Source organism: Syntrophorhabdaceae bacterium, assembly GCA_036504895.1.
In the GTDB taxonomy this organism is placed as follows: domain Bacteria; phylum Desulfobacterota; class Syntrophorhabdia; order Syntrophorhabdales; family Syntrophorhabdaceae; genus PNOM01.
In genome coordinates, this window is record DASXUJ010000008.1 from 30,924 (window position 1) to 48,230 (window position 17,307).

General features: G+C 55.9%; 9 protein-coding genes. 3 read left to right on the forward strand and 6 right to left on the reverse strand.

The annotated features are described in order from the left end of the window. Window positions 1–194: 194 nt before the first annotated feature. The gene (locus VGJ94_00950) at window positions 195–3,527 is read right to left on the reverse strand and encodes a PAS domain S-box protein (GenBank protein ID HEY3275160.1); all 3,333 of its coding nucleotides are present in this window, start codon (window positions 3,525–3,527) and stop codon (window positions 195–197) included. A 402-nt stretch (window positions 3,528–3,929) separates the two neighbouring features. Here VGJ94_00950 and VGJ94_00955 point away from each other — a divergent pair, with 402 nt between their 5' ends. From VGJ94_00955 to VGJ94_00965, 3 genes are all read left to right on the forward strand, one after another. Further along, a complete protein-coding gene (locus tag VGJ94_00955; GenBank protein HEY3275161.1) occupies window positions 3,930–6,296 on the forward strand; it encodes a DEAD/DEAH box helicase in 2,367 nt (788 codons plus the stop codon). Then, window positions 6,293–7,597, forward strand: a complete 1,305-nt coding sequence (locus VGJ94_00960) for a ribonuclease H-like domain-containing protein (protein HEY3275162.1) — start codon at window positions 6,293–6,295, stop codon at window positions 7,595–7,597. The genes VGJ94_00955 and VGJ94_00960 overlap by 4 nt, the downstream gene beginning before the upstream one ends. Before the next feature lie 113 nt (window positions 7,598–7,710). Next, on the forward strand, window positions 7,711–9,735 hold the full coding sequence (locus VGJ94_00965; GenBank protein HEY3275163.1) for a sulfatase-like hydrolase/transferase: 2,025 nt from the start codon (window positions 7,711–7,713) through the stop codon (window positions 9,733–9,735). 398 nt (window positions 9,736–10,133) lie between these two features. On the opposite strand, the gene VGJ94_00970 is transcribed toward VGJ94_00965, so the two are convergent. The 5 genes from VGJ94_00970 to ileS form a co-directional block, all read right to left on the reverse strand. Continuing rightward, window positions 10,134–11,282 carry an ATP-binding protein gene (locus VGJ94_00970; GenBank protein HEY3275164.1) on the reverse strand — a complete coding sequence of 383 codons (1,149 nt, stop codon included), beginning with the start codon at window positions 11,280–11,282 and terminating at the stop codon, window positions 10,134–10,136. A gap of 553 nt (window positions 11,283–11,835) precedes the next feature. Beyond that, a complete protein-coding gene (locus VGJ94_00975) occupies window positions 11,836–12,927 on the reverse strand; it encodes a hypothetical protein (GenBank protein ID HEY3275165.1) in 1,092 nt (363 codons plus the stop codon). Between the two features lie 660 nt (window positions 12,928–13,587). Further along, complete coding sequence (locus tag VGJ94_00980; protein HEY3275166.1) at window positions 13,588–13,821, reverse strand: hypothetical protein; 234 nt, start codon at window positions 13,819–13,821, stop codon at window positions 13,588–13,590. 26 nt (window positions 13,822–13,847) lie between these two features. Continuing rightward, window positions 13,848–14,333 carry a signal peptidase II gene (gene lspA / locus VGJ94_00985; protein HEY3275167.1) on the reverse strand — a complete coding sequence of 162 codons (486 nt, stop codon included), beginning with the start codon at window positions 14,331–14,333 and terminating at the stop codon, window positions 13,848–13,850. Next, entirely contained in the window at window positions 14,306–17,062 is a 2,757-nt protein-coding gene (gene ileS / locus VGJ94_00990) for an isoleucine--tRNA ligase (protein HEY3275168.1), read from the reverse strand. The genes lspA and ileS overlap by 28 nt, the downstream gene beginning before the upstream one ends. Window positions 17,063–17,307: the final 245 nt, after the last annotated feature.

The window sequence follows — 17,307 nt, forward strand, 5'->3', positions numbered from 1 at the left end:
CTTTTGTGTATAGCGCGCACCGCGCGCGAGAGGGGGAGGCTCAGTCGGCTTTTGCCGGCTGACCAACAGTAGGCGCCTTAAGCGGGGGGCGACGCAAGCCCCATTAATGGAAGATGCGGAGGAGAAGGAGAGCGCTCATCGTTTCAGCGAAGTTCAATGTCGGACCTTCCATTCCAATACGACCGAAGCACCGCTCATACTTTATCGGAGGAAAGGGGCGAAACTTTAGAATACATATATCCGCCCTTCTTGTCCAGCACCCTCCGGACCGCCTGGGCCAGCTCCTGCCTGGCGAGGGGTTTCATGAGGAATTCCCTGATGCCGGCCTCTCTTGCGATGTCGGGCGAGACCGTTTCGCTGTGACCGGTGCAGAGGATAATCGGAAGGTCGCTTCTGATCCTGAGAAGCAGTTTGACGAGTTGAACCCCGGCCATCCCCGGCATGGCCTGGTCTGTGATGATGAGATCGAAGCGGAAGGGATCGGAAGAAAAGATCCTTAGGGCCTCCGCGCTGTCAGTCATGGCGGTTACCGTATAACCGAGTCTCTCGAGCATGGCCTGACCCCATTCGGCGAGCATCTTTTCGTCGTCCACAAAGAGGATCCTCTCGCGGCCCCCGGCGGCCCGGGGCGCGGACAGATGCTCTTTTTTCACTTCGGCCGGTATCTTGGGGAGAAGCACCCGGAAGGTGGCGCCCTTACCCGGCGTGCTTTCTACGGTGATGGCGCCCCGGAGGTCCTTCACGATCCCGTAGACTACCGCAAGGCCCATCCCGGTGCCCTTTCCCACTTCCCGCGTGGTAAAGAAGGGCTCAAAGACCCGTTTCATCACGTGGGGGCTCATTCCGGTCCCGGTATCTTTCACGGTAAGCTGCAGATACTCTCCCGGCGGCATGTCGGTCTCTGCTGCGGACGAGTCCGGCGCGAGGTCGATATCGGTGAGGCCGATCTCCAGCGCTCCTCCCTTTTCCTGCATGGCTAGGGATGCATTGGCGGCGAGGTTCATGAGTATCTGCTGTATCTCCACCGGGGAGGCGAGGATTGTATCCGACCGTGCCGCGTTGGCAAGGGTGATCTCAATCGTGGCAGGTATGGAAGCTCTCAGGAGCCGGACCGTTTCCTTCACGAGAGGAGTAAGGGAGAGGGGGGTTCTCTCATAACTGGTCTTCCGGCTGAACGCGAGTATCTGCTTCACGAGATCTCTCGCCCTCATCGCCGATTTCAGGACATTCTCGAGGTTTCTTTCTACCTCCGGACGGTCTGCAACATCGTCTAATGCCATCTCGGTGAAACCGAGGATGGCCGCGAGGATGTTATTGAAGTCATGGGCGATGCCCCCTGCGAGGGTTCCCACTGCCTCCATCTTCTGGGACTGGCGGAGCTGGTCCTCGGCTTTTGCCCGCTCGGTCATTTCCGTTTCAAGCTTTTCATAGGCCCGGCTCAGTTCGGCCGTCCTCTCCTGAACGCGCTTCTCCAGCTCGCTATGGGCCTCCTGAAGGGCCTCCTCCGCTTTCTTGCGCTCGGTGATGTCGTGCACCATTCCAGCCGAGCGGATAATCGTGCCGGCCCCATCCCTGATATGCTCGCATTTTTCATGGACAATACGGACTTCGCCATCTGCTTTTCTGATAATCCGGTGCTCGATTTCGTAGCGGTCTCTTCCCTCGCGCAGGGAGCCGGAATATGCGTCATCCACCGCTGCGCGGTCGTCAGGATGCACCGCATCGAGGAAGGCATCGTAGCTGGCAGCAAACTCCCGGGGCTGCAAACCGAAGATGCGGAATACCTGATCCGACCACGACAGGTGGTTGTGTACCACATCCAGCTCCCAGCCGCCGAGATTGGCAATCTCCTCCGCCCTGCTCATCCTTTTCTCGCTTTCCCGAAGCCTGTCCTCTGCCCGCTTGCGTTCGGTGATATCGTGCGCAAGATGGACCGCGCCGATCATTTGGCCCTGGTCGTCGTACAGAGGGGTGGTGCTGATCATGAAATCGCCTCCGAGGTGGTCGTCATGAACCTCTTCGGTATGTTGCAGGCCGTCCTTGACGGTCCGGGAATGAGGACAGTAATCGGGCGGCTCCGATAGCCCGTGGACCACCTCGTAACAGTCGAGCCCCACAACTTCTTCGGCCTTTACCCCGAGACGACGCGCCATCGCCTCATTTACACGCTCGATCCGATGTTGATTATCGAGGATTGCGATCAGATCCGGTACGCCCGCGAATGTACGCTCCCATGCTTCTTTGGCCCGCAAAAGAGCCTCTTGAGCCGCCTTCCGGTGGGTGATGTCAAGGCCGGTTGCGATGACGTAGTCTACTTCGCCCGCTTCGCCGATGAGTGCGGTGTTCGACCATGCGATGAAACGCCGCGAGCCGTCTCTTGCCAGCCAGTGGTTCTCGTGACTATTCGGGAAATCCCCGGCTTTGAGCGCGTTCCACGTTTCGCTGACTCCCGGCAGCTCCTCCGACGGGACAAGGAATTCCCAAAAGACCCTCCCCCGCACCTCCGCGGCAGGGTAGCCCGTGGTCTCCTCGCAGGCCCGGTTGAAGCGTGTGATATGTCCCTGTCTATCGAGGACGACCACGAGTGCGCCCTCGGTGTCGAGTACCGCAGAGACAAAATCGCGCTCCTTGCGAAGGGCCTCATCGACCTCGCGTCGCCTGTCGTCAGTTTTATTGAGGGATCTGGCCGTCATCCATATGAGCCAGAGCAGGCAAAATGTATAGGTGACCACCACCAGTACTGCTCCGGCGTCTGCCTGAAAGGCCCCGATTCTTTCCCCATAAAGTCTCAGCCAGCCAATGAGAAGAGGTATCATCAGGAGACCGGGCAAAAGTCGCCGCGCCATGACGCCGCCCGCATCACCGCCGGTAAATATGCGCATGAGCCAGGTGTCGGGACGGACGCACAGAATCGCGACACTGAGGGCGCAGAAGGCTACGCCCGTATAGAGCGCTACGGGGACATCATACCATCCGTGCAGGTACTGGACGCCGAGGAGGTAGCTGACCGGGACCATATAGCTCAACATGGCCACCGGTATCATGAGAGCATGGGCGATATGGGCCGCACGCCGACGGCCGGTGGCGAGCAGCACCAGGGCGCCTCCGGTAATCAGGAAGAGGATCGCGGTCAAAAGGGCCATCCTGCCGTGGGAGTTCAGGAAAAGATTCAGGAAAGGGACATCCCCCAGGGAGGGCTCCTGCCCCGTAATCATTCTGATTGCATAAAGCACGATGGTGAGTAGACCCACCAGGCCTACCAGTATCCCCGGCGCTTGCCTGGCGAAGGACCCGCGAAGGCTCAATGGACGCCATTGCAGGAAAACCAGCTCCAGCGCGGAAAGGGCCAGACAGATCGCGGTCACGGCTCTGATCGGGATCCATTGAGATTTGATATTCGTGAACAGCGTGATGCCGAATATCCCGCCCACGAGGGATAATATACTGATCGCAAAAACGATCAGTATCGCCAGCCATGCCAGCACCCCCGGGCCACGCGGCATGAACAAAGAGCGCCAGCCCTGCATTGCTTCCCCCTCGATCGGAACATGATGAAAACCTTGTTATATCGTGTCTCACAGAAACCGTTACGGACCCGGGAGCGTGATATGTGCTCTGAAAGTTCCGCCTCTCTCCCCGGTGCGTGGTCTGCGGATGGTTCGGCACACTGGCAGACCCGATCGCCCCCTGCCGGGCATCGAACCGCCGCTCGAGCACATAGTATAATCCAGGCCTTCTATCATATCAATAAATGATGTGGCGCATCGAACCAATCATTCAGGTCAGGATCAGGCACTGCCGGTCGTGACGGTTACCATGTAGCCGACCAACCCGCAGGTTGTGTCACGGAGGGCACAAAAAAAGCTTGATCAAAGGACTCAAGAAACGTTTAACTGTAGCATGAGAATAGAGATATCTTTTGGGGCCCCATGGCGCACCTGAGCCTGTCCGAATGGCTCGCCCGGGCGGAGAAGGACAGGCGCTTCCGGGAGAATGCGACGTCCATCACCCATATCCCCTCATCGGAGGGGAGTTTCGCCGAATACCCTTCCTGGATACACCCCGTGCTTCGCGAGGTCCTTGTGGAGCGGGGCATCACGAGGCTTTACAGCCACCAGGCGCGCGCGATCGATCTCGTCCGCCGGGGCAGGGACGTGGTGCTCGTGACACCTACCGCGAGCGGAAAGACCCTCTGTTACAACATCCCCGTCCTGCAGAAGGTCATGGAGGAGCCCGAGACCCGGGCGATCTACCTTTTCCCCACCAAGGCCCTGGCCAACGACCAGATGACGGAGGTCCATTCCCTCATCGGGCAGCTAAGAGCGAACATCAAGACCTTCACCTATGACGGCGACACTCCCGACGATGCGAGGCAGGCGATCCGCAAGCAGGGCAACGTGGTGGTCACCAACCCGGATATGCTCCACGCCGGGATTCTCCCCCACCATACGAAATGGCAGAAGCTCTTTTCCAACCTGAAATATGTGGTGGTCGACGAGCTTCACGTCTACCGAGGGATCTTCGGCAGCAATGTGACCAATGTATTTCGCCGCCTGAGGAGGGTCTGCCGCTTCTACGGGCAGGACCCCGTCTTTATCTGCTGCACCGCCACGGTGGCCAATCCGAAGGAGCACGCGGAAGACCTCCTGGAGAAAGAGGTGGTCCTGATCGACGAGAGCGGCGCCCCGCGCTCGGCCAAGACCTTTATCCTCTATAACCCCCCCATGGTAAACAGGGAGCTCGGGATACGCCAGTCGGCCCTTACCCCTGCGCGAAAGATGGCGAGCGACCTCATCAGCAACCAGATCCAGACCATTGCCTTCACCACGAGCAGGCTGAATGTGGAGGTCCTCACGAAGTACCTCAAGGACATATTCAGGGCGAGGATCCCCGGCAAGGACCACTATGTGACCGGATATCGCGGGGGATATCTGCCCAACCTCCGGCGGGAGATCGAAAAGGGCCTCAGGGAGCGCACCGTCATGGGGGTGGTAAGCACCAACGCCCTCGAGCTTGGCATCGATATCGGCGACCTCGAGGCGTGCATCATGGTGGGATATCCGGGCTCCATCGCGAGCACCTGGCAGCAGGCGGGCAGGGCGGGCCGCAGGACCGGGCACAGCCTCGCGATCCTCATCGCGAAGAGCAACCCCATGGACCAGTTCATCGTGGAGAACCCGGACTACTTCTTTACCCGGTCCCCGGAGACGTGCCGGGTAAACCCGGACAACCTCCTGATCCTGCTCCACCACATCAAGAGCGCGGCCTTCGAGCTGCCCTTCGAGGAAGGAGAGCGCTTCGGCAAGGAGGACCTCGTGGAGCTCCTCTCGTACCTCGAGGAAAAGGGCGTGCTCCACCGGGTGGACCAGCGCTGGCACTGGGCAGCAGAGAATTATCCCGCCGACGAGGTGAGCCTGAGGACCATCAGCACCGACAACGTGGTGGTCGTCGATACCACGGAGACGGGAAACCACAGGGTGATCGCCGAGGTAGACTGGGACAGCGCCCACACCACGGTCCACGACGGGGCCATCTACATGGTGGAATCCCAGCAGTACCACGTGGACTCCCTGGACCTGGAGCGCAAGAAGGCATACGTGAGGAAGGTGGACGTCGATTACTATACGGATGCCATGAACTACACCAGTATCCGCGTCATCGAGGACTTCGATAAAAAGATGAAGGGCACGGTCATCATCGAGCACGGCGAGGTCCAGGTATCGACGAAAGTAGTGGGCTACAAGAAGATCAAGTTCTATACCTCGGAAAACGTGGGCTATGGAGACGTGGACCTGCCCGAGAGGCAGATGCATACCACGAGCTATTGGTTTACCATTCCCTGGGACCTGCTGAACGCGTTGCCCCTGACCCGCCTCGATATCGTCGACGGCCTCGCGGGGCTTGCCTACTGCCTCCACCACATCTCGGCCATGCTCGTCATGTCCGATATCCGCGACGTCAACTGGTGCATCGGCGACAAGAGCGGCGAATGGTTCGTGCGCCGCGGGAGCAACCGCAGGGTCATCACGGCAAGCCCGGGCGAGCCGGAAAACGTGATGGAAAACGCCTATGACCCCACGGTCTTTATCTACGACGCCTATCCCGGGGGCATCGGCTTTTCGGAAAACCTCTTCGATCGGCACGACGAGCTTGTCCGCGCCGTCCGCTCCGTCATTACCTCATGCCCCTGCGAATCAGGCTGCCCCATGTGCGTGGGCCCTTTGTTGGAAGTGGGGCCTGCGGCCAAGAGCGCGGCGGTCCAGATCCTCGATCTGGCGCTGATGGATAAAAGATGAGCCTCAAAGGTCGTCTGGGCCGCCTTATTGGCGAAAAAGATGGGCCTTCGAATGCCGGCACGGAACCTGAGCAGACACACGGATTCCGGGAAAAAATAGAGAGCGTCATGGCCCGGCGGGAGCGCATTGCCCCCACAGGGACCGCCGGGGCGGTCAGGCGTACAAAATCGCTGGATGCGGTTATTGCCGGGGAGGAAGCCGGGACCTCCGCAGGGACCTTTTTCCTGTCCCGCGCAGCCCTGACCGGTGATGATAGGCACGGCCATTGCCGCATCTGCGACCTGGCCCATACCAGTATGGGCGCGGCAGCCTTCCTTTCCGGCCATAAGACGTTGAAAGACTGCTCCATTGAGGGCGGCCTCTTTCTCGATACGGAGACTACCGGCCTCGCGGGGGGTACAGGCACCTTCCCCTTCCTCATCGGCCTCGGGTGGCTCGAACAAGGCTCTTTCATGACGTGCCAGCTTTTTGCACGGGATTTCTCCGAAGAAAAGGCCATGCTCACCTATCTCGGCGAGCTTGCATCGACGAAAGATTTCCTCGTGACCTTCAACGGCAAGACCTTTGACCTGAACCTCCTTTCCACGCGCTTCATTCTCAGCCGCTGCCAGGACACCCTGTCCGCCCTGCCCCATATCGACCTGCTCCACCCGAGCAGGAGGATGTTTTCCCATCGCCTTGAAAACGCCCGTCTCGCCACCATCGAAGCGGATCTGCTCGGAGTGAGGCGTAACGGAGACGTACCCGGATTCGAGATCCCCCAGCGCTATTTCGACTGGCTCCGCAGCCACGACGCAAGACCCCTGGAAGACGTCTTCACTCATAACAGGCTGGACGTGGTCTCCATGGCAACCCTTCTCAAGTATCTGACCGACCTGGTGGAAGGGTGCGAAGATATCGACCGCGGCCACCACGGCGACCTCCTCAAGCTCGCCGCATTGATTCACGAACGGGGAGACCTTGAAAAGGCGGGAAGAATTTTTGAAGCCCTGGTCCTTTCCCGCAATTCCGAAGTGGCGTCAGGTGCGCGGCGCTCCCTTTCCCTCGTGCACAAGAAGGCCCGTCGCCGGGAGGAAGCGGTCAAATTGTGGCAACACCTCCTTGCGGAAAATCCCCGCGATCCCTTCCCAGCCCTGGAGCTGGCAAAACATTACGAGCACCACACCCGCGAAATCGAGAAGGCCCTGGAGATCGTGCAGGATCTTTTGGGAAAGGCAGCGCGATTGAGCAATGCCGAGCGCGCGCTGCTCGAGCACCGTCTCCGTCGCCTGCGCCATAAGGTCTCCAGCGACTCCGATTAGGGCTCAGCACGGCGCACAACTGATCTCCCCATGGAATTAATTGCAATAAAGACGACATAAATGTAGTAATATAGGGCAGTCGTGGTAATGGTGAGGAGGGTGCAGCGCCGGGCATGGACGTAATCTTTTCGCTCCGCAATAATCTATCGAAGATTTTTCTCTCCCGCGGGCTCGCTCCCGCGGTGTTTTTTGCTATTTTTCTCTACACCATCCTTTATAGAGTGGGGCTTTTCTATGCCCTCTATCAAAAATCCCAAAATCTGGGCCTCGTGGTCCTGGGGATCGGCACGGGCGGCATCATCATGTATTTCGGCACCCTCTTTAAAGACGCCATCGTCGCCGCGGCCCTGGGGTTCGTGGTCTGGGGCGTCCAGCGGGTCCTTGCCCCCCTGTCGCGGCGGCAGCCCCTGACCGCAAAATGGATCGTCCTGAGTGTGGGCTGGCTTGTGCTCCTCCTCCTCTCCACGACCTTTGCCCTTCACTGGGAAATACTCTCCCAAATGGGGGCGGCGCCCACCGTTTCCCTGGTCTATTACGCGCTCCAGAACTCCACGGTCTTTGAATTCCTCTCCTACGGGTCTATGGTGGACGCCCTCCTGGTCCTGCTGATCATGCCGGCATTTTTACTCCAGGTCCTGCTCCCCGACACGCCAAGAGCGTTCCTCCGGAAATGGCTGATCTTCATTTTCGTCGCCTCCCTCCTCGCCTTCATCTTTTCCTATCTTCGGCCGTGGGAAGAGCCGGGAGATGGCACGCGGAACAAGTTCGTGCCGACCCAGACAAAAAAAGTGCTTGCCGGGAGATTCGATCCCGCGGTCACGGCCAATCCCTTCGCCCACCTGCTCATGAGCCTCGTCTGGACGCCCCACAACTCCTTCCGGGCTTTGGAAAAATTGCCCTCCCCGGAGCAGCAACGTACCCCCGCCTATCTGGACCCCCTCTTTACCACCACGCGCCCGGCACCTGGCGGGCATGTTCCGGCTTTTGCACGAAAACCCTGGAACATCGTCCTCGTGCAGATGGAAGGCGTAAATCAGGAGTATGCCTTTGCCGTCGACCCCCTGAAAGGACCGGTCATGCCGTTTTTGACGAGTCTGGCAGGCAAATCCCTGGTATTGGGGCGCCATTTTTCCACTGCAGTGGACACCGAGGTAGCGGTCTTCTCGCTCTTTACGGGCCTCTTCCCCATGACCCAGCCCATTAAGCTGGTGCTCCGTCCCGACCTCAAGCTGCCCACGGTCTTTTCCCTTCTCTCCCCAACCCACTCCAGCTTCCTGGTGGCAGCCTCGAACCTCAGGATGTGGTACCCGGTCGGATTACTCAAAAACAGCGGATTGCAGGAGATATGGGATGTAGAGAATTCGCCGTCGGGAAAGTATTATGTGGGGTTCATGAATTTCAAAGACGAGAAGGAAACGGCGGACCTTTTCATCGAGAAGGTAAAAAACTCCAAAAAACCGTTCATCGGGGTCTACTGCCCTTACGCGACCCATTTCCCCTATGTTTCCTCGGAGATGACCAAAGAAGAGGCGCAGCTTAAAAAGCGGGAGCGCTACATGATCACCCTCAGGCTCGTAGATGCCCAGATCAAGCGCGTCTTCGACGCCCTGGAATCGCAGAATCTCCTCGACTCCACGATCTTCGTGGTAACCGCCGATCATGGCGAGGCATTCGGAGAGCACGGCACATGGGCCCACGGGACCAGCCTTTTCAACACTGCCGTCAACGTGCCGATGCTATTCTACCAGCCGAAGCTGTTTCCCGGAGAGCGCCGTTTACAGATCACCAGTCACGCGGACCTCCTCCCCACTCTTCTTGACGTAATGGGTGTCGGCTATTCCGAAGGGCAGTTCGAGGGCGAATCAATTCTCCGGGAGCGAAGACGTAAATACACCTTCTTCTATACGCCGAGATCGGATCAACTAGGCTCCGTAAGCAATGAAGGCATCAAGCTATGGATCGATTACCGGACCAACAGGTGCACGGCCTTCGATCTCAGGTCGGATTTCGCAGAATCGAACCCTTCCGATTGCGCGTCCCATCGCGAGCAGCTCGAAGCGCTCTCCACATTCCGCCGCTACCATACGAATATGCTCCTCGACTATTCCGGTGTGCGGCCTGTTCCTTCAACCCGTTGACACTTCGAAAGCGTACTGATCCGCCGCTCCGAGCCTCCGTTTTCCATTAAATTATCGGCAAAATAATTGTTCTTATGCCCCAATAGTGACCGTATATGCTTATATGTTAACGAACTATCGATATACATATTCGGCAAAGAGATCGGCAAATTGCACGATGGAATTCACCAAATCGACCTGCAGTTCCAATTATTGTATTGGCGTTACTATAATACAGTAACTATGAGTTAGTATTTCAAATGAAGCTGAAGAATTACCTTTGGTCAGCCTCGTTTTTATTATATTTACCAATCTTACTTCTTATCCATCGTTCGAAATTAGTCGGGCTCTTGCCGGCTGAACCCCCGCTTCCAATTGAACTGTCGAAGGACGTACCCGTCGTCCACGCACTAATTCTCCTAATTCTCGATCTCCACGCTTCCCGCAAACTTAAGCCACAGCGCGAAAACCGGGTCGACCACGCGGAAGGTTCCCTCGTCTTTTTCGATGTAGTCCAGGGCGGTAAGCTTGGCCAGAGCGCCCTGAATGCCCCCGATGGAACCAAGATTATGCCGCCCCATGTATTCCATGGAGTAGGGACTAGCTGCCGGCTCTTTTGCAATGGCCGCAAGCAGCCTGATCTGGGCAGGAGCCAAAGCCTGGAGATATGATTCGTATACCGGTTTCTCATCCTCGTGGACCTGCTGCACCCCTTTGGCCAGATCATCCGGGCGTATCACGTCTTCTTCCGCAATTTCATATATGGCATAAGGGATCTTCTGGATATAGTAGGGATAGCCGCCGACCAGATCGAAGACGCTGCCGGCTATCTCTTCGGGACAACTCTTGCCTGCAGCGAGGAATCTCTCCACGATAAACTCCACTGCCGCCTTTTTCGGTAAGGGTGGAAGCTGGTAGTTGATGGCGCTCTTATAGAAGGCCCTTTTGCTCGTATTGAAGATATCGACGAGAAGTCTTCTCCTGCTTCCGATGAAGAAATAGGAGACATTGGAATGGGACTGAATGTGAGAGCGCATCACCCCCTCGATCTTGAGCGAGTCCGGCAACTGGGTGATTTCCTGGAATTCATCGAAGGCGACATGAAACCCATTCTCATTCTTCGCCGTAAATTCGCCGAACTGGGTGAGTGTTTCATCGAGCAGGTCGATCCCCCGGGCCCGGGTGGCGGGCTCCGCCGTGATGACAAATCCCGATTCAGGGTCAGGCTTTACGGTAAACGAGGGCTTCCATGAGGAAAGGATGCGTGAGGCCTTTTGAAGGAGCGACATATCCTTCTTATAAATGGAATAGAGGGACATGGCCAGCCTCTGTGCCACCCCCTCCACGGAATCTATGCCGAAGAAGTCGATATAGGTGGTGACCACCTTCTCTCCCGCAAGCTTTGACTGTACCCTCTTCACCAGAGAGGTCTTCCCATATCTCCTGGGAGAGTAAAGGACGACGTTGGCCCTGTTGAGGGCGTGGGAAGTAAGCTCCCCCATCTCCTTCTCCCGGTCGCAAAACGGCGCCGTAACCGGCAGTTCCGTAGAATAAAATGGGTTTCTCATGGCGGCTCCTTAGTTATTGTATTAGCGTTACTGTACTATAGTAACTATCATTAAATATGTCAAGTGGGGTCGCAACCCTCACCCCTTGGGAGGTCGGGATTTTGGATCTGCCGATATTGTGAGGCCACGTGCTTCGCTCTAGCCGGGAGTGGGGAATGGCTGGAGCCATGCATCAATTATTTCCACAAGTTATGGCTGGGATGCGCCACGATATCTCGTGTCAGTGGCTGACCCCTCTGCCTTGCCAGTCGGCCATGTCGCCGAACCGAGAGCTCCAAAGAGCGCCGCGCTCGGAGAGACATTGGACATTGGATAAAGGATGATAGCTGGCATTGCATGCACACCGGATACTGATAACGCTGAGGTGCGGATTCGCTTTACGGTGAGAAGAACCGCTGGTTAAAAGAGACGGAGACGACAGGAGGGGTGTGCCGTGAAGAAGGGGACCTTTGGCTGGAGGGTTGATATCGTTGGATATTCTCTTTACTACAATTTCGTGTTGACAGGGGGAATATAGGATGTCCCCATCTGCTTGTTACCCATCATCTCATAATTACTGGAGATTAAAGGCCGCTATCCCCCACGGACCGAGGCATGTCTTAGAAAATGTATTGTTATGCGGAAGGATTATTTTATCTTCTTCAACAATTATTGATGAATGCCCAGGAACTTGAAATTTACCCAAAAAAAGGATGGCATTTTCGTTGAGATATCTCACATAGAACACTCGTCCTTTCTTATCGAAAACTTCAAATCCATGGCGATCATAATTTTTTAATTCAAAATAGTTGTTGGTATTAATCGAGAATTGATTATCTTTGATTTCAGCTACTTGTCTGCCGTCATCTCTTATAATTGTCGTGGATACAAAGAGTCCATCAGGACGCTTTTCAAATTTAAGAAGGTCACGACCATGAATTAGAAGAACAGTGTGAACGCCCATTCCTGTATGCCAAGCGACTGAATTACCCAAAAATACTTTTAACGCGTCTGGAGGTATATTACAAGAGTGGGCGGGATCGGGGTCGTTTGCAGGCATCAAAATGCCCTTATATGAAATCGGCTCGGTTCGCTTATTTACGGTAATATTCTGAGCCGTAATTCCTCCCGTTTGATTTTGAGAGACAACGCTGATAGTGGTTTGAGTATTCGGTGGCTGAAAATTGCCTTCGTTTAAAGATGTGTCTCGTCCATTGATTTTTGATTCGGCTACGTGTTTTTTGGGCCGCGAGACTTTTGGGGACCTCTGTTGAGCGGATTTCTTGACTCTTGGCTCGCCGGTTGTGGACTCAATATCCATCATCTCTTTGTACATCTCGACTTTTCTTTCGGCAGAAATGCTCTTATCATTAGCGATCATGCCGCAAAATAGATACAATGTTCGCAATTTAATCAAGCCTCGTTCGGTCACTGGAGCATCTTGCTGCAGATTTTGAATTTCTTTCTTTGCCCTCCCCTCCACGGCTCCGCCAGCTCTCACGACCTTGAAAAGCGTGTTGACAGAAGCTTTTATCTTTTCCTCCCGCTCTATTGATACCGAGGCGCGGGGATCAAGGCGAGAGCAATCCATTTGAGCCAACGATGGGGCCGTATACATCATGCTTCCAATTATTATAAACACAATGAATGTGAAATCCTTAAACATAAAGACCTCCGAAATTAATGAGTGTCGCAACAAGACATATCTATGGCAGCCTTTATACTGTCTCATGATGTCGAATATCTGTCAACTTAAGACTCCCTAAGAAACGTAAACATTTATCGATTTCGCTGATCTTTTCATTAAACGTGTTGCAAGATTCGGGTCTGTATTTTGAAGAGATTGTGCTGGCATGAGACAAAGTTCCTTTCCCAATTCCGGTCGAGCTTAAATTACGAATAGGTGAACGCATAGGTCAAGTCGTTATATTCGTGACTAACGGTCCCGAAAATGGAAAGGACTCGTGCTCTAACCCCGCCACTCCCGATAATATTCATACCACCTATAGCGACCCCTTCATTTTAAGTCATCGCGTCAGTGCCGCCGGCTCCATATTATTCATAAATTAATTGATGCCGGCCTGCTGTGGACGCTGGATTTTTGGGGATGGTTCAGATGTGCCGTCAGGCGAGGATTGCAGGCCGCAGCCGTATTCGATATACGGCGAAGGACACAACCGGAGCATGGCGGTGCATATGGGCCATCCCCAAAAATACAGTGGCCGTCCGAGTGAGCAAAAAAAACAGCCCCTTCACCCTCCCAATAACCGTTTCCCGAGGTTTGGTATCTTGGTATCTTAAGGTTGGTTAGTTATTTGCGACTCGGTTACGCCCTTTTGAACTTATCATTGAGCAGCCGCTTGAACCGCGACAAATAGATCAAGTCGAAGGTCTCTTCCTTTCCCGGGAAGAGCTTTATGGCGTGACGGCGGACTCCCTCTACCACGGAGATCGCTTCGTCGTGGGAGATCTCCTGGCTCCTGATGTACTGGAGGGCGAAATCGACTATGAATCTGAGTCTTCGGAGCTTTTTTTCTTCTTCCTCTATCTCGTCTGCCATGGGGGGACCTCTTGTCTTGTCGGCACTTACGCGCTCTTGGTGAGGGCCTTCTGTTTTCTCAGGATCAGGAACTCGGCGAAGAGCCAGAGGCCTATGCCGGTGGAGATGGAGATGTCGGCGACATTGAAGGCGGGCCATTGCCAGCCTTTATAGTAGAAGAGGAGGAAGTCGATCACGTAGCCGTAGGAGATCCGGTCATAGAGGTTTCCCAGGGCGCCTGCGAGGATGAGGACCAGGGAATAGAGCTTGAGCAGGGGGAACCGGTAGGCCACGAGGCCGTAGACCAGTGCGGCCGCCACGAGGAGGGGGAAGATGGTGAAGACGTACTTCCCCAGGGGATGCTGGGAGAGGAAGCCGAAGGCCCCGCCCAGGTTTCTCCAGTATACTAAGGAGAAAAAGGGCGTGAGGTGGATGCCCTCCATGTGGCTCAGCTGGTCGATGACCAGCCATTTCGTCCACCGGTCGAGGACGAAGATGAGCGGGACTAGAGTGAAGACAAGATATCTTCGCATCTGGCACATACGTTGGGGAAGGGTCCCGTGCTTTTCATGCCTCGTGCATACTGCCAGCATCTTTCGCACTTCGCTCCTTCCGCCCTCGCCACCGTTATTTCGAGCTCGCCCCCTTCCTTTACCTCTATCTGGGAGACGATGAAGACGCTCTTCAGATCGTCCTCGATATTCATGAGAAGCTTATACTCCTCGGCCGGTGCGGCGATGATCACCTTTGTGTCCAGGGAATGGCCGATCTCTTTCGCGGCCCGCTTCTCTTCTATTTTCTTGTTTACCTGCTCCCGGAGCTTCCAGACAGCCTCCCACTGTGCCTCGATCGCTTCGTCGATCCGCTCGGGCTTCGCCTCGGGGAACCTTCCGAGAAGCACGCTCTCTTCTTTTACCTGGCCCGCGAGATAAGACCACATCTCGTCGGCCGTGGAGGAAAGGACCGGCGCCATGAGCTTGAGGAGCGACACGATGGTCTCGAAGATCACGGTCTGGGAAGCCCTCCTCTTGAGGGCATCCTTCTTCTCCACGTAGATCCTGTCTTTCGTGATATCGAGGTAGAGAGACGAGAGGTCGACTGTGCAAAAGTTGTGGATACTGTGGTAAATCACATGGAAGGCATATGTTTCGTAGGCCTCCGTGACCCTCAGGATCAGCCTCTGGAGCCGCGAGAGGAGCCATTTGTCGAGGGAGGAGAGCTCTTCGTAGGGGACCGCGTCTTTTGCAGGATCGAAATCGGTCGCGATATTCGCGTGGAGGAAGCGCAGGGTGTTTCTTATCCGCCGGTAGGTCTCCACGAGGCGGTTGATGATGTCTTTCGAAATCTTTATATCGTCCCTGTAATCCTCATAGGTGGCCCAGAGCCTTAAAATCTCGGCGCCGTATTTTTCTATGATGTCCGACGGGGAGATGACGTTGCCCACGGATTTCGACATCTTCCGGCCCGAGCCGTCGACCACGAAGCCGTGGGTCAGGACCGATTCGTAGGGGGCCTTGCCTTCGTTGCCTACCGAGGCGAGAAGGGAGCTGTGGAACCATCCCCTGTGCTGGTCGCTCCCCTCGAGGTAGAGGTCCGCGGGGAACTTGAGCTCCGGCCGCTTCTTGCATACCGCGGCAAAGCTCACGCCCGAGTCGAACCAGACGTCGAGGATATCTTCCTCTTTCACGAATTTCGTATGGCCGCAGCGGCCGCACTTCGCGTCCCCGGGCAGGAAATAGGCGGCCTCCTCCCTGAACCAGACGTCGGCGCTCTCCCGCCTTACCGCATCGGCCACGTTTTTGAAGCTCTCTTTGCTCCAGTAGGTCTCCCTGCATTTTTCGCAGTAGAACACCGTGATCGGCACACCCCAGGTCCTCTGCCGGGAGATGCACCAGTCGGGCCTCACCTGGAGCATGTTATAGATGCGGTCCCTGCCCCAGGCGGGGATCCAGCGCACCCTCTCCACCTCTTCGAGGGCCTTTTTTCTCAAATCCAGCTTGTCGAGGGAGATGAACCACTGCTCCGTGGCCCGGAAGATGACCGGTTTCTTGCAGCGCCAGCAATGGGGGTAGGAGTGCTCGATCTCCTCCTGGTGGAGGAGGAGGTTCAGCTCCTCGAGTTTCGCGATCACGTGCTTATTCGCCTCGAAGACCTTCATGCCTTTGAAAAATTCGACCTCGTCGAGGAACCGGCCCTGCTCGTTGACCGGGGAATAGACGTCGAGGCCGTATTCGAGGCCTGTCTCGTAATCCTCTTCGCCGTGGCCCGGGGCGATGTGGACCGCGCCCGCGCCCGTGTCTTTCGCCACGTAATCGGCGAAGACGATGACCGACTCCCTGTCGATGAAGGGGTGGCGGAATTTCAGCCCCCGGAATTTTTCCGCGGGTATCTCATCGATGATTTTATACTCTTTGATGCCGGCCCGGGTGAAGACGTCTTCCACGAGCTCCTTGAGGACGATTATGATCGAGTCGGCGGTCTCCACGGCCGCGTAGGTGAACTCCGGGTTCACCGCGATCGCGAGGTTCGCGGGCAGGGTCCAGGGCGTGGTGGTCCAGATAAGCATGTAGACGGGCTTGTCCGGATAGGAGGAGAAGGGCCCTTCTCCTTTCCGCCCGTAGGGGAACTTCACGTAGACCGACGTGGATGTCTTGTTGTCGTACTCAATCTCCGCCTCGGCCAGGGCGGTCAGGCAGTTCATGCACCAGAGGACCGGTTTCTTTTTTCGGTAGACCTCGTCCCTCTCGAAAAATTTCTCCAGCTCCCCGACGATGGTGGCCTCGTAGTCAAAGTCCATGGTGATGTAGGGGTGGTCCCAGTCGCCGATGCCGCCGAGCCTCTTGAACTCCTCTCTCTGGATATCGATGAATCCGGCCGCATATGCCCTGCAGCGCTCCCTCACCTGCAGCTTGGTGAGGTTTTCCTTCTTTGCCTTCGTCTCTTTCTCGATCTGGTGTTCTATGGGGAGCCCGTGGCAGTCCCAGCCGGGCACATAGTCTGCCCGGAAGCCGGCCATGAACTTCGATTTTATGATAATGTCCTTCAGTATCTTGTTAAGCGCCGTGCCCAGATGGATGTTTCCGTTCGCATAGGGAGGGCCGTCATGAAGAATGAAGGTGGGCAGGTCCTTCCCGGCGGCGATCAGTTTTGCGTAGAGGCCGATCCTTTCCCAGAAGGCGAGGAGCTCTTTCTCTTTTACCGGCAGATTGCCCCTCATGGGAAAAGGCGTCTTGGGAAGATTGAGTGTATCTTTATATTCCATTTTTGTAAGCTATCCTCAAATAAAGAGATTTCCTAAAAAGTAACATAAAAGGGCCCTTATTTCAAGGAGAATGAGGGCGCGAATGGCCGTGGGGAGGTAACCCCTCGGTCACAGCCAAAATCCTTTTTGCCGCAGATAAAGGCGGATAAAACCGGATGGAGACAGATCGAAAGAATGACTGTGATTTGCCCGGCCGACAGTGCCGGGCAAATACTCTCGGCCCTCCGGGCTGGAGAGTGTCCAAC

Excerpts from the sequence above, each read along its gene's own strand:
- VGJ94_00950 (HEY3275160.1), bottom strand. The coding sequence starts at position 3,527 with ATGCAGGGCTGGCGCTCTTTGTTCATGCCGCGTGGCCCGGGGGTGCTG.
- VGJ94_00955 (HEY3275161.1), top strand. The coding sequence starts at position 3,930 with ATGGCGCACCTGAGCCTGTCCGAATGGCTCGCCCGGGCGGAGAAGGAC.
- VGJ94_00960 (HEY3275162.1), top strand. The coding sequence starts at position 6,293 with ATGAGCCTCAAAGGTCGTCTGGGCCGCCTTATTGGCGAAAAAGATGGG.
- VGJ94_00965 (HEY3275163.1), top strand. The coding sequence starts at position 7,711 with ATGGACGTAATCTTTTCGCTCCGCAATAATCTATCGAAGATTTTTCTC.
- VGJ94_00970 (HEY3275164.1), bottom strand. The coding sequence starts at position 11,282 with ATGAGAAACCCATTTTATTCTACGGAACTGCCGGTTACGGCGCCGTTT.
- VGJ94_00975 (HEY3275165.1), bottom strand. The coding sequence starts at position 12,927 with ATGTTTAAGGATTTCACATTCATTGTGTTTATAATAATTGGAAGCATG.
- VGJ94_00980 (HEY3275166.1), bottom strand. The coding sequence starts at position 13,821 with ATGGCAGACGAGATAGAGGAAGAAGAAAAAAAGCTCCGAAGACTCAGA.
- lspA (HEY3275167.1), bottom strand. The coding sequence starts at position 14,333 with ATGCGAAGATATCTTGTCTTCACTCTAGTCCCGCTCATCTTCGTCCTC.
- ileS (HEY3275168.1), bottom strand. The coding sequence starts at position 17,062 with ATGGAATATAAAGATACACTCAATCTTCCCAAGACGCCTTTTCCCATG.